Annotated in this window: 8 protein-coding genes; 6 read left to right on the top strand and 2 right to left on the bottom strand. The window is 36.0% G+C overall.

Going from position 1 to position 15,293, the window contains the following annotated elements; translation table 11 throughout:
• Positions 1 to 46 precede the first annotated feature (46 nt).
• Entirely contained in the window at positions 47 to 1,162 is a 1,116-nt protein-coding gene (locus Q0992_RS01885; RefSeq protein ID WP_299519790.1) for a hypothetical protein, read from the top strand.
• Here Q0992_RS01885 and Q0992_RS01890 read toward each other — a convergent pair.
• Positions 1,159 to 3,588 (bottom strand): TonB-dependent receptor, encoded by a 2,430-nt coding sequence (locus tag Q0992_RS01890; RefSeq protein ID WP_299519792.1) that lies wholly within the window; start codon positions 3,586 to 3,588, stop codon positions 1,159 to 1,161. The genes Q0992_RS01885 and Q0992_RS01890 overlap by 4 nt on opposite strands.
• 151 nt (positions 3,589 to 3,739) lie before the next feature.
• Between Q0992_RS01890 and lepA the strand changes: the two genes are divergently transcribed.
• The 3 genes from lepA (at position 3,740) to Q0992_RS01905 (ending at position 10,796) form a co-directional block, all read left to right on the top strand.
• Positions 3,740 to 5,536, top strand: a complete 1,797-nt coding sequence (gene lepA / locus Q0992_RS01895; RefSeq protein ID WP_299519794.1) for a translation elongation factor 4 — start codon at positions 3,740 to 3,742, stop codon at positions 5,534 to 5,536.
• 129 nt (positions 5,537 to 5,665) lie between these two features.
• A complete protein-coding gene (locus Q0992_RS01900; RefSeq protein ID WP_299519796.1) occupies positions 5,666 to 8,257 on the top strand; it encodes a two-component regulator propeller domain-containing protein in 2,592 nt (863 codons plus the stop codon).
• Positions 8,258 to 8,354: 97 nt separating this feature from the next.
• Positions 8,355 to 10,796 (top strand): T9SS type A sorting domain-containing protein, encoded by a 2,442-nt coding sequence (locus Q0992_RS01905; RefSeq protein WP_299519798.1) that lies wholly within the window; start codon positions 8,355 to 8,357, stop codon positions 10,794 to 10,796.
• A gap of 74 nt (positions 10,797 to 10,870) precedes the next feature.
• Here the strand turns inward: Q0992_RS01905 and Q0992_RS01910 are convergent, their stop codons facing one another.
• On the bottom strand, positions 10,871 to 12,700 hold the full coding sequence (locus tag Q0992_RS01910) for a sodium:proton antiporter (RefSeq protein WP_299519800.1): 1,830 nt from the start codon (positions 12,698 to 12,700) through the stop codon (positions 10,871 to 10,873).
• Between the two features lie 112 nt (positions 12,701 to 12,812).
• Between Q0992_RS01910 and Q0992_RS01915 the strand changes: the two genes are divergently transcribed.
• Entirely contained in the window at positions 12,813 to 13,673 is an 861-nt protein-coding gene (locus Q0992_RS01915) for an MBL fold metallo-hydrolase (RefSeq protein ID WP_299519802.1), read from the top strand.
• Between the two features lie 17 nt (positions 13,674 to 13,690).
• Positions 13,691 to 15,292, top strand: a complete 1,602-nt coding sequence (locus tag Q0992_RS01920) for a S8 family peptidase (RefSeq protein ID WP_299519804.1) — start codon at positions 13,691 to 13,693, stop codon at positions 15,290 to 15,292.
• Position 15,293: the final 1 nt, after the last annotated feature.

A 15,293-nucleotide genomic window follows, 5' to 3' on the forward strand; every position in this document is an offset into this window, starting at 1 on the left:
TTTACGCAAAATTAGGCATTAATAGCCATTTATTATACGCTTTAACATGAAGAAATTAGCTCTAATTCTTGTTGTATTGCTGTCATTTTCGTCTTGCAAAAATGAACCCCCTAAAAGCACAGAAACTTTTGAATCTGCCCAGAAAGATTCAGCTAAAGTTAAAAATCCATTAATTTATCCGGAAGAGAGAAACTTTAAATCACTGCGACAAGTCACTTTTGGCGGTGATAATGCTGAAGCTTATTGGAGTTTTGATGATAAACAATTAGTCTTTCAGTCTAATCATTCTAAATGGGGCGTCAGCTGTGATCAAATGTTTTTAATGAATGCCGACGAAACCCTATCAGATAGTATTGCGCCACCAATGGTAAGTACTGGAATGGGAAGAACGACCTGTTCTTATTTTTTACCCGACAACAAACACATTATTTATGCTTCTACACACCTAGGTGGCGAAAAATGCCCTGAAGTCCCAGCTAAAGAAAACGGAAAATACATTTGGCCCATCTACGAGAGTTACGACATTTTTGTTGCAGATTTAGAGGGTAATATTATAAGCCAATTAACCGATGAAACTGGTTACGATGCCGAGCCAACCGTATCGCCAAAAGGTGATAAAATTGTATTTACTTCAACACGTAGTGGCGACTTAGAGCTTTATACTATGAATATCGATGGTACAGATGTAAAACAAATCACCAACGAATTGGGCTATGATGGCGGTGCGTTTTTCTCACCAGATGGCACTAAACTTATCTTTAGAGCTTCTCGACCAAAAACGGAAAAGGAAAAAACTGAATATAAGGAGTTACTCGCCAAAGGTTTGGTAGAACCCAGTGATATGGAATTGTTTATCTGTAATGCTGATGGTTCAGATTTGCGCCAATTGACTTTTTTGGGCAATGCCAACTGGAGTCCATTTTTTCATCCGAGCGGAGAAAAGATTTTATTTTCTTCTAATTTTGAAAGTGAAATTGGTTTTCCTTTCAACCTTTACATGATTGATACCGATGGGAAAAACCTAAGACGAGTCACACATGGCAAAACTTTTGAAGCTTTCCCAGTATTTTCTAATGATGGCAAACATTTGGTGTTCTCCTCTAATCGTAACAATGGTGGCACAAGAGATACTAACTTGTTTATAGCGGAATGGCAAGATTAATTTAAATCCTTTAACCTTTCGCGTTCTTCCACATCTGTAGTTCTCTCGTTTGTATTGAGTTTGGTGTTTCCGAAGTTATAACGAAATCCTATTCTTACGAATCTATTATCGACATCATCAAACCTTGCACTAGACTGATTTAAATAGTTAATTGAGGATTCATAATCTTGAAAGTTGAATATATCTTCCACTACCAACGATATTATGGCTTTTTTATTAAAAATAGATTTTGAGATACTCAATTCAGATACTAACCTATCCTCAACAATTTGAAACTGCTGTAAATTCTTACCTACCCAAGTCAATGTAAGGTTGATGTTTAGGCTCCTATCTTTTAATAAAAACAGGTTATTGGATAATTCACTATAATTAGCCCATTGATTTAATTCTACAAAACTTTCTCCAAAGTTAGCCTCTTCAGAAATGTTATAAAAAGATGTTACAAAAGAAATGTTCCAATCACTTAGCTCATAATAATCAAAAGCAAAGTCAAACCCATAATCTACTTTTTTATCAAGATTAACTGGAGTAAAGGCGACAATATTGGTTTGGTTATCTTGCCTTGGCAATTCAACAATGTCTCCGTCATAATTCATGTAATAGGCCTCAACGGTAAAATACTCTAGAAAATTGATTCCAATCTTATAATGATCTCTATAGGTAGGTATTAAGTTAGGGTTACCCAATACCACCGTGTTTTCATTTATAAAGAAAGTAAATGGATTTAAATTGGTATAACTCGGCCTTGTAATGCTACGTTTATAGCTTCCATAAATATTAACATCATCAGAGACTTGATGAGACAGACTGGCATTTGGAAACCAATTGAGATAATCTTGTGTATTGGTTTCGTTCAAGGAAACCGACTCTCCTTCTATATTGGTTTGCTCAGCCCTTAATCCGATATTCAAATCCCATTTATCCCAGGATTTGCTATAGTTAGAATAAGCAGCAAAAACTTTTTCGTCGTATTTGAAGGCATCTGTATTATCAGGGTCCAGAACTCCTTGACCGTTAATGATGTTTGTTCGCGTAATATCGCTATCTGTGTTTACATTAGAATATTTTAGACCAGCATCGAAAATAGAGGTGTCGTCAATAGCTAAATTGTAATCTAATTTACCGGTAACAATTTGAGTGTCCTGATTGGCAAGTGTATTGAATTCTGAGTCATTAACATTACCCTGTTCATCCTGAAATACGTTTTGGTCACGCTCATAATCATAAATGGTATAGTGGGCATTGAAAGTTAAACTAGATTCATTTTCAAATTCGTGTCTAAATATTAAGTCTGAACCTATATTATACTTTTTGTCTCTAGATAAATTATCAGCAGCAAAGCTCGATAAGAAGTTTTGATTTGCATCAAAAATGTCGGTGTTGTTTTTTATTTGGTATTTAAAGTATGGAGTGTATAAGCCTGTGCTTGTAAGGCTTAATGTGTTTTTGTCGTCAAGATAATAGTCGAAATTAAGATTAAGTTTATGTGTTTCGGACCATGTGTTTCTATTTACATTAGATCGCCATATTTGGTCAATGGTATTATTGTCATCTAAAAAGTTAACACTATCGTCCTGATCTCTATTAATCTTCCGGTTAGTATAACTATAATTAAGGTTAAGATTAATTTTGTTGTTCTTAAAGTAATGATTGGTAGCTCCATTATAACTTGGAAAAACCCCTTGAGTATATTTAGTTTCAACACTACCTCTATAACCCGTTACCAAATTTTTACTCATTATAATGTTGATGACCGATCCGCTATCGGCATCGTAATTTGCGGGAGGGTTGGTAATTACCTCAACAGACTTTATACTATTGGCCGGCGCACTTTCCAACAACTGAATAAGTTCGTCTTGGGTAAGTTGCACTTTGCGATTGTTAATATAAACAGCTGCTGGTGCACTTTTAATGTTTATACCTCCTTCACTCACAATAACACCTGGCGTGCTCTTTAATACACCCAGTGTATTACCTTCTATTAAAGCCGTATTTTCAACATTGAAAATTAGTCGGTCAGGTTTGCGAGTGATGGTTGGCTTTTTTGCGATAATAGTAACTTCATCTAAGCTCTCGGACAGTTCTCTAAGCGCAATCGTTTTTAAATCTAGCTGACCCGTTAACACTATTACTTGCTCAAAAGTTTCAAAACCAATAATTGTTGCTACAACTTTATAACTACCAGCTTCCAAGTTTTTAAATCTAAAGGATCCATCATCATTTGTTGCTGTACCCTTAATAATAGTAAATCCACTGCTGCTTTTTAAATCATCAACAACCGATTTACTAAGTACTATATTCACTAATGAAAGTGGTTGATTCTGGGCATCAACAACTCTTCCAGAAATAGAGTAATCCTGAGCAGAAGTATTCAGAGCCAGCACAAGCAGAAAAGTGCTGATGTAAGAACGTAAGTGAGCAATCATTAGTTAGGTTTGAATTGCAATATAAAGATTGTTTTTTACTTTATGCTATGGTTTTTCCATAGTTCATAAAGGTTTTAAAGTGTTTTTTACTACTTCAAACATAAGAAATCAATTATATTTGCACCCAAATTCTTGGCTAAGAAAAAGATAGATGAAGAATATTCGCAATTTTTGCATCATAGCACATATTGATCACGGAAAGAGCACACTGGCAGACCGATTATTGGATTTTACGGGATCTGTTACTGATAGAGAAAAACAGGACCAATTGTTAGACAATATGGATTTGGAGCGCGAAAGAGGTATTACTATAAAATCCCATGCTATCCAAATGGAGTATACCTATGAAGGCGAACAATATATTCTAAATCTTATAGACACACCGGGTCATGTCGATTTTTCTTATGAAGTGTCTCGATCTATTGCTGCTTGTGAAGGTGCGCTTTTAATTGTTGATGCTGCTCAAAGTATACAAGCGCAGACTATTTCAAACTTGTATTTAGCCTTAGAGAACGATTTGGAAATTATTCCTGTATTAAACAAAATTGATTTACCAAGTGCTAACCCTGAAGAAGTTACTGATGATATCGTCGATTTATTAGGCTGTGACCCTGAAGAAGTCATTCCCGCCAGTGGGAAAACGGGGCTTGGCGTTGAAAATATTTTAGCAGCTATCATAGAACGAATTCCTGCTCCAGAAGGCAATCCCAACGAACCTTTACAGGCCTTGATTTTTGACTCAGTTTACAATCCATTTAGAGGTGTTGAAACCTATTTTAGGGTGATTAACGGTTCAATAAGAAAAGGGCAAAGCATTAAATTTATAAATACAGGCAAAAGCTATTTTGCGGATGAGGTTGGCACATTAAAACTAAAGCAAGTCCCTAAGCAAGACATAAAAGCTGGCGATGTGGGTTATTTAATTACAGGAATTAAGGATGCTCGAGAAGTTAAAGTTGGTGATACTATAACTGATGCTAAAACACCAACAACCAATGCCATTGGAGGGTTTGAAGATGTAAAACCTATGGTATTTGCCGGAATATATCCTGTAGATACCGAAGATTATGAAGAACTTCGTGCATCAATGGAAAAACTTCAACTCAATGATGCTTCATTAGTATTTCAGCCTGAAAGCTCTGCGGCTTTAGGCTTTGGTTTCCGCTGTGGCTTTTTAGGAATGCTACATTTAGAAATAATCCAAGAACGTTTAGAGCGTGAGTTTGATATGACTGTTATTACAACGGTGCCAAACGTTAGCTATCATGCCTTTACTAACAAAAATCCCGATGATATTGTTATTGTAAACAATCCTTCGGATTTGCCCGAACCTTCGACCTTGAATCGAGTTGAGGAGCCGTACATAAAAGCTACAATAATCACAAAATCGGATTTTGTCGGTCCTGTAATGAGTCTTTGTATTGAAAAACGTGGTCAAATTACCAATCAGACCTATTTAACCACAGAGCGCGTTGAGTTAAGTTTCGATATGCCATTAGCCGAAATTGTTTTTGATTTTTATGATCGACTAAAAACGGTTTCAAAAGGTTATGCGTCTTTCGATTACTCACCAATCGGTATGCGAGCCTCAAAATTAGTTCGTGTTGATATATTATTGAACGGTCAGACCGTAGATGCCCTTTCCGCTCTTGTACATGCGGATAATGCCTATACCATTGGTAAAAAAATGACGGAAAAGCTCAAAGAGCTCATTCCAAGGCAACAATTTGATATTCCAGTTCAGGCCGCAATAGGCGCAAAAATTATTGCCAGAGAGACCATTAAGGCCCTTCGAAAAGATGTTACTGCTAAATGTTACGGAGGAGATATTTCGCGTAAGCGCAAACTTTTAGAAAAGCAGAAAAAAGGTAAAAAACGTATGCGTCAAGTTGGTAATGTAGAGATACCTCAACAGGCATTTATGGCCGTTCTAAAATTGAATGATTAGCCCTTTAAAACATTGTAATTCTTTAAATACTCTTTAGTATCTTTAACTCTGTCATCATAATGCATTCTGATGCGGTTAATTGCTATAACTCTTTTTCTGTTTTTTATATCTCTAGAATTGGCCTCCCAAATGGCTGAAAAAAAGTATTTATTTAAAAATATTACTACAGAAGATGGGCTTTCCAACAATATTATTTATGATATAATACAGGATGACAAGGGCTATATTTGGATTGCCACAGATAACGGCCTCAATAAATACAACGGTTATTGGTCCGAACCTTTTTACAATATAGCTTCAGATACTACATCCCTTACCTCAAACGTTGTTCGGTCATTAGCTCAAGATAGTTTTGGAAATCTATGGGTTGGCACTAAAGAGGGGCTTTTAAAATATAACTCTGAAGATGGTAGTTTTATAAGCTTTCGGTCAGAAATGACTTCAAATTTTGACAATATTGAAGTGATGGAAATCGAAATTGATACAGACAATAATTTATGGCTCAGTACGCAAGGGGATTTGGGATTTGTACAACTTGAGAGCGAGGATCAAAAAGTTGAAACCGCTGATTTTAAAAGTGTAAGCCTTACGAATGGAAGCGCATCTATAATCTACGCCAACTCGATACCAGGAGAATTAGGGTTTATAGATACGAAGCGTAAAAGGGTACTTCAACGTGTTTATGATTCTGCATTAGCAAGGCAAAAAGTTTATTTTGGTGCTTACTCCAACACGCTATGGTTACCAAATAACTTCAATGCGGATTTAGATGCGCCACTATATAGGAAACTGCCAAAATTGCCCAATAACTTACTGCCAAAGGCTTTTCTTGAGATTAATGCTAATGAATTATGGATCGGGACTGATGGCGGTTTGTTTGAATACAATTTTAAAACAAAAACGCTATTCAAAATTCCATTGGGTACATCCACATTAACACAACAAGTAAGATGCCTCTATCAAGACTATACAGGTGGTGTCTGGGTGGGCACCTTGGGCGGGATTTATCATTACGACACCTATAGAAAAAAGTTTGAACATTCAGAACTGAGAAAGAATAAGAATGATGTTGTAATGGGATTATTGGCGGATGGCAATAGTATTTATGCCAATACTTTGGGAGATGGCCTATATTATAAGCCGGAAGGTACTAGTCAATTCAGCAAATTGGCATTACCCTCTAACTTTCCTTATCAGGGTTTATTTATATGGAATATTGCTAAAATTCCTGATAGCAGATATGAATTATGGATGGCTACAAATGCGGGCATAATTGGCTATAATATAAAAACTAATACCTTCAAAATAATTAACTTACCCATTGAAGATTCCATTTTTAAAGAAGCTTTCACCATACTTAATACCGACGAAGCTTATTTTTGGGTCGCATCACATAAGCGTATTCATAAGGTACATAAGTTAGATGGCTCATTAATAAAATCCATTTCCTTAACCAAATACCTCAGACACTCAGGTATTCAGAAAATAATTGAACACAATGGATTTATTTATATCGCATCCGAAGGAGAAGGCTTAGTAGCCTATAATCAAGAAACAGAAGGTATAATTTCACTTAAAACCAAAAATAAAAGTGCCCTCAAAACATCAATTTGGGATTTGCATAGCTCTGGGGGAAGGCTTTGGATTGGCACTAATGAAGGGCTTTATCGGCTTGATACCTCAAATTCAATAATTGAACCCATACATGTTAAGAACCAAATAATTTACAGTATTATTGAAGATAAAGATCACGTCCTGTGGATGGGCACGGATAAAGGTATTCTGTCCTTTGACCCTTCAGATTCGACTACACGGTTTTATAATAAGAAGCACAGACTTGAAAACTTAGAGTTTAATAGAAAATCGGTCGTACAAACAAGTGATGGGACAATATGGTTTGGAGGGGTCGATGGAATCACCTCTTTCAAGCCAAGTGAAATAAAAATTAAAAACCCGAATAAACCATTAATATACATCAGTGAATTGGATGCCATAACATCCGATACCATACAAAATATAAGTGCATTGCAAAAGGAAATTAGTCTTCCTTGGGAAAAAAATACTATTGAGATAAATTATATCGGCCTTAACTATACCAATCCTCCGCTAAATAGTTTTCGCTATCAGATGGAAGGTTATGATCCTAATTGGGTAGAATCGGTTGCGCCAAAAATAGCGAGGTATGTGAAATTACCTGTTGGAGAATATACCTTTAAAGTTCAAGGCGCAAATAGTGATGGCATCTGGAATGAAAAAGGCGCTGAACTAAATATCAAAATAAAACCACCTTGGTATAGAACTTATGAAGCCTATACTATTTATGTGTTTACATTTTTAGGTATCGTTTACTTGTTTATCCAATTAAAAAAATACCGGAAAAAAGTTACCGTTGTTGAGCGTGAAAAAGAAGAAATTGCAAAGAAAGTCGAAAAGGAATATATTACACTTAACAACAAGTCGAAGGTATACCTCAACGATCTTAAGTTTATAAAATCGGATGGTAATTATTTAGAGTTTGTTATTGAAGATAAAACACTAATCGATAGAAATAAGCTTAAAAATGTATTAGAGGACCTACCTCCAAATTTTGTTCGAGTACATCGATCCTATGTGATTAACAAAAACTTCATAACTGCACAAAATAGCACAACACTTTTGTTACAATCAAATATCGAAATACCGCTTTCTAGAACATTTAAGTCTAACCTTACCAAAAGATAGGTGTTAAACATGTTGTTTTTTAAGTCAGTTATCACATTCTATCATCTTCAACCCTTGTAAATACTAGCTTTATTGGAGAACTTTAAATTTCTCCACTATGAAAACAAAATTATGCTTTGGCATTGCCATGTGCCTAACAATTTCAATGTATTCCCAAAATGTCTGGACAGGCACTGAAGATGACTTATGGTCCAACGAAAACAATTGGTCTGGTACGGTTCCAACCTCCACAGAAGATGTTTTAATCCCTACTGGTTTTGTCGTTACTGTAGATACTCCTGCGACCATTCTATCCATTGAGGTACAAGGAACCTCTATTCTAAATGTTACAGAAACCATTACTATCGAAAATCCATCGGAATTTGAAGATAACGTTGTCGTCAATTGGTCTTCTGGAGACCTTATAGGGCCAGGAATTTTATTAAACAGCGGAACCATTAATTTATCTTTTACTGGATTTGACCTCGGTGGTTCAGTGGTATTAAATAATCCTGGAGACATTAATCTTTCTGGAGGCGCCAGCATAATCATTGGTACAAACAGTGTCCTAAATAATTCTGGTACAGGCATTATTGATTTTCAATCTCCTGGGTCGGAAATTACAAATTCTGGTGCTCCTCCAACGACCTTAAATAATTTCGGAACGATAAAGGTTTCTCTTCCAATGCCAACTGATGTTGTTATTATTGATGGACAATTGATAAATACAGATGGTGTTTTTCAAGTAGATTCTGGCACATTAAACATCAATACTGATAATGCTAATTTTATGGGTGGTGAATTTAATGTGGCTGCTGGAGCAACTATGAATTGGAATGATACTATTGATGCTATTGGAGTGTTTTCAGGAATTGTTTCTGGTGATTTAAACTGGGGGGCTGATTTCTCAGTAACGGCATCAGCAGTATTTAATTTTACTGGTAATAATACCATTAACAATTTAGGAGGAGATTTAATTGGCGGAGGAACGCTTACCAACCTAAGCACAATTAGCTTAATTACTGGAAATCTTGCCATAGAAGACGGTACAACTTTGGAAAATGATGGTGTCATTAATTTAATTGGCGGAGCTGACCTTTTAATTGATGCAGACGGCACAATTAATAACAATAGTTCTGGAGAAATTAATTTTTTAGGTAATGATGGTAACATAGCTTCTCAGAGCTTTGTTGATGATACAAGAGTGCTTAACAATCAAGGAACTTTAAGCGTAGCTTTACCAAGCGATACCGATAACTGCTCCATTTCAATAAATATGACCAATAACGACGGAATTATTGACATTGACAATGGTACATTGAATTTAAATTATGAAGGCATAACATTAAGTGCTGGAACATACAACATTGACACTAATGGTATGCTTGCTTGGGCATTTCCAATAAATGTCACTGGTGATTTAACAGGAATCCTAGATGGTAATATATTTTGGAATGATGATATAATCGTGCCTGGCTCTACAGCGTTCAATTTTACAGGAAGCGGTTCAATATCGTGGAACAGCGGAAATATTGAAGGTGGTGGCACACTTACAAATGAAAACCTAATCATAAAAACCGCAGGCGGAACCAAGCGCATAAGCAGTGGCAGTACATTAAACAATAATGGTGAAATAAGGCAAATTGTTGGTGGGACAATTTCGATTGCAACCAATTCAGTATTAAATAATAATTCTGGTGGTATTATTGACTTACAGGCCTCCACTTCTGGGTTTAGTAATTTTGGTGTTTCACCAAATACGTTCAATAATGCTGGCACTTTGCTGAGTAATGCTGCATCGGGAAGTACGATTATTAGCGCTCAACTCAGTAACTCTGGTACTATTGATGTTGTACAAAATACGCTGACCATTAATGGTTCTGGTACCTTGACTAATGAGGCTTCGGGCATTATAAAAGGTACAGGTACTTTAACTTTACCGAGCGGCTCTTCTGATTTTGTCAATAGTGGCACATTTGCACCAGGTGCTTCACCAGGAATTTTATCATTGGTAAATGAGTATAATTCAAGTCCTTCGTCAGTTTTACAGGTAGAGCTAAACGGTACTGACCAAGGTATAAATTACGACCTTCTTACCATCGATGGTGATGCAAATCTCGATGGAAATATTGACCTTATTCTTGGCTTTTCTCCTTCTGTTAATGATGAATTTGTTGTGTTAAATACATCTGGACCAGGAGATACAATAGACCAATGCGATTTACCCATTACAATTATGGCGTCTTTCGGCGGATTTGATTACGAATTTGGCGTGGAGTGTCGTAACAATGAAGAATTGGTTCTAACGGTAACCAATGAAACATTATCCATTTCTGATGAAAATGAATTCACGTTCAACTTATATCCTAATCCAACAAAAAATTTCATAAACATAACTGACCCAGAAATAGAAGGCGCCATGGTTTATGATATCAATGGACGGGAAGTGCTAAAAACTCCAAAAAGCTACTTTTCTATAGAAAATTTAGAAAACGGAGTTTATTTCATAAGGGTTAAGAAGAATAATCAAATAGTCACAAGAAAAGTGATAAAACACTAATTACCGCATATTTGGTTAAGCAAATAGCTTAATCATATTTAGTGGAGAAGGCTCGGTTGTTAATAACCGAGCTTTTATCTTGTGAGTTGCTTACCCAGATACACCAATTTACTTTTGGCATCAATTTCCTTTTCTACATCGTCATCTAGAGATGGGATAACATGTATAATATCTTTACTTGTCTTAAGAAATAATGGGATTTGGTTTTTATCAGATTTAATGTTCTCTAAAGTAGTATTGTAAGACTCTAAATCCTTAACTGAAATTTCTTGAATATCGGGATAATTCTCTGAAACTTGTATTAGGTTGTTGAAGTCGTCTGATAATGTAAAAACACCATCTTCGGGTGAAATAGCGCCATTTTCTAATTCGGCTTTAGAGGCTAATCTAAACGATCCGTTTTCACCAAACTGAGCGCCAAATTTCTCAACGGCATACCGATTAATATCTGCGTTTCCTGTTAATGCTAACAAATAACCTATGTCACTAAATTCAATATTATCCTTCAATGTGTCAGAATATATGTTTTCTGTATGTGCTTCAATACCCAATTTCTCGGCCTCATTAACATTGTTTTGGTTACTGTCTACCAAAACCACATGCCTTCCATTGTCAATTAAATACTGAGCAATTAAACGAGACACTTTTGAAGCTCCAATAATCAAAATACCTTCGGATTTTGTTAAGAACACTCCTGATATTTTAGCAAAAATACGTGCAGTGGTTGCATTTAGTAATACAGTACCTAGGACAATCATAAATACCAATGGTGTGATATATTCAGCGCCGTTTACACCTTGTACACTTAATTTACTGCCAAAAAGAGAGGCTATACCTGCGGCTACAATTCCTCGAGGCCCAACCCAACTGATAAACATTTTTTCGTTCAGCTTTAGTTTTGAGCCTTGCGCGCTTGCAAAAACGGCCAACGGCCTAACCACAAATACGATAGCTAAAAACAGAGCGAGTGTCTCCCATCGATATAATAACATTAAATCTTGATAGTTAATGTTTGCCGCTAGTAGTATGAAGAGTATGGAGATAAGCAATACGCTCAATGATTCCTTAAAATAAAGTAGCTCTTTAATATTATCTAGCTTACTATTGCCTATCACCATACCCATCACAACAACTGCCAATAAGCCAGACTCATGAGCAAAAATCTCGGATTCTACAAACACTAAAAGTACTACTGAGAGCGAGACTACATTCAATAAATAGTGCGGGATAAACTTTTTGTTTATGGCAAATACTAGAGCATGAGCAAAAGTGAACCCAAATGTAGTGCCAAAAAGTACAATTTTACCAAATTCAATAAGTGCTGTTTTTGTGAAACCTACCTCACCTCCTACAGAAATAAATTCAAACACTAAAACCGCAACCAAAGCTCCTATGGGATCAATAAGTATACCTTCCCATTTTAGAACGGCAGATACATCTCGTTTTAAAGGTATATTTCTTAATATTGGTGTAATAACGGTTGGTCCTGTAACGATGATTAATCCTGAAAACAGAAAACATAAATCCCAACTTAAGCCAAATAAATAATGCGCTAAAACAGCACCTCCAAAAAAGGTAACCGTAGCTCCTACAGTAATTAATTTGGTTATTACAGGCCCTACATTCCTAATCTCGCTCCGCTTTAATGTTAATCCACCTTCAAAAAGTATAATACTAATGGCAAGGGAAACAAAATAAAATAAGCCTTCACCTGGAAACAAGCCTTTTTTACCGTTCCAAATTGGTTCAATCCACTTAGACCCATCTTCATTAATGAATTCAGCTGCTATTGGGCCAACAAGCAAACCAATTAGGATCAACGGTAAGATTGCTGGAATTTTAAATTTCCAGGCTACCCATTGTGCTAAAATTCCAAGAATGATAATACCTGCTAATTCAACCATGGTTTAGTTTTTAAAACATTTCGAAAATAGCTTTTTTTTTACAACTCAAAAAATCCTAATAAAATCACAAGGTTATTACGTATTCCGAGCTAATTTGGTAAATTGCGCGCCTATGCAATTATATCCCATAAACGCAGGTAATTTTAAGCTCGATGGTGGTGCTATGTTTGGTGTAGTTCCCAAATCATTGTGGCAACGCACCAATCCTGCCGATGATAACAACATGATTGATATTGCGGCACGCTGCTTGCTAATTGAAGATAATAATCGATTAATTCTTATCGATACAGGTATGGGCAACAAGCAGAGCGATAAGTTTTATGGGTATTATTTCCTTTGGGGAGATGATACTATTGACAAATCTCTTGCTAAATATGGTTTCCATAGAGATGATATCACTGATGTATTTATGACCCATCTGCATTTTGACCACTGTGGTGGTAGTATACAATGGAATAAAGACAAAACAGGCTACGAACCCGCTTTTAAGAATACCATATTTTGGAGCAACCCCAATCATTGGCTATGGGCCACAAAACCTAATAGGAGAGAAAAGGCATCGTTTTTGAAAGAAAACATATTACCTATGGAAGAAAGTGGACAATTAAAGTTTACATCACTTCCAGAAAATAGATTTTTAAAAAACTCCGAGTTAGGGTTTGATATTTTCTTTGCCGACGGACATACCGATAAACAAATGATTCCGATGATTAATTATAAAGGAAAGACCATTTGCTTTATGGCAGATTTATTACCTACAGCAGGTCATTTGCCATTACCATTTGTTATGGGTTACGACACTAGACCTTTGTTAACGTTGGATGAAAAAGAAGTGTTTTTAAACATGGCAGCTGACCAAAATTTCTATCTCTTTTTAGAGCATGATGCCCATAATGAGATTATTACCGTAAAACATACTGAAAAAGGGGTTCGGCTTAACCAAACTTATACCTGTAACGATATATTCAACTAAAATTAAATATTTATTATATGAAATTTAACTATAAACACTTGTTATGCTTATTAGCTACTGCCCTATTTCTCGGTTGTGGCAGTACGGCAGACATCATATCTACACCCATTGAGAACATAGACACGTCGCCTTTAAAGGTTATGGGACTAACTGAATCTGAAAAGAAAAATTGGGGTCATTTAGATTTAGAAAAAGATACAATTCCTGGCATGGCGGTAGATAGAGCTTATGCAGACATTATAAAAGGTAAAAAAGGTAAAAAGGTCATTGTAGCTGTAATTGATTCTGGTATTGATATTGATCACGAGGATTTAGATGATGTCATCTGGACGAACAAAAAAGAAGTTCCCAACAATGGAAAAGACGATGACAAAAATGGCTATGTAGATGATATCCATGGTTGGAATTTTTTGGGTGATACTTATGATGAGCAGTTAGAATATGTGCGTATGCTAGCAAATAATGAAACCTCCAACCCTAGATATGCTGAGGCTCAAAAACTGCGCGAGGAAGAATATAATAAATGGTCTGGTGTGAAAACACAATACGATCAAATTGCGCAGGCAGTGAATAATGCTCATGAAACCTTGAAAAAACAAACTGGTAAAGACGACTATACAATTGAGGATGTTAATAAAATTTCATCACAAGATCAAAGTGTGCAACAAGCCGTTCAAATCGCAAACAATGTAAACGCTAACGGTTTATCTATGATTGATGCCTTGGAAGAAATTAGAAGTCTTCAAGAGCAAATTAATGAGCGTCTTAATTATAATCTCAACATCAATTTCTCTGGTAGAAAAACATCGGATGATATCAATGACTTATCCGATACTGGATATGGAAATGGAAATGTTAAGCCTGTAAAAAAATCTGAAGCCCATGGTACGCATGTAGCTGGCATTATAGCTGCTGAGCGTAACAATGGAAAAGGAGCTAATGGAGTAGCTAATAATGTGGAGATTATGGCCTTGCGAACCGTACCTAATGGTGACGAATACGACAAGGATGTTGCTTTGGCGATTCGTTATGCGGTTGACAACGGAGCTAAAGTAATTAATGGAAGTTTTGGAAAATCATTTTCCCCTCATTCTGCTTGGGTACGGGATGCTATTAAATATGCGTCTGATAACGATGTCGTATTTGTACATGCCGCTGGTAATGATAGTAATAATGTTGATGTAGAACCTAATTTTCCTGATGATAATGTCGATTTTGTTGAAATTTCTAAAACCTACATTAGAGTGGGTTCTTTAACTCAAAAATATGGCTCTAAAATGGTCTCTGATTTTTCTAACTATGGAAAAAAGAATGTAGATATTTTTGCACCAGGGTCTGCGATTTTTTCGACCATGCCTGAAGATGAATATGATTTTAATGATGGTACTTCTATGGCTGCGCCAGGAGTTGCAGGCATAGCAGCCTTAATACGTTCGCAATATCCTAAACTTAGTGCAGCTCAAGTTAAGCAAGTTATCTTGGATTCAGGTTTACCATTAACCACAAAAGTGGTTGTTGGAGGTGACGCGTCAAATGTAAAGCCTTTTGCCGATTTATCTAAATCAGGAAAAATAGCAAACGCATACAATGCTTTAATCATGGCTTCTAAAATTAAATAGT

The organism is Winogradskyella sp. (assembly GCF_028289625.1).
In the GTDB taxonomy this organism is placed as follows: Bacteria; Bacteroidota; Bacteroidia; order Flavobacteriales; family Flavobacteriaceae; genus Winogradskyella.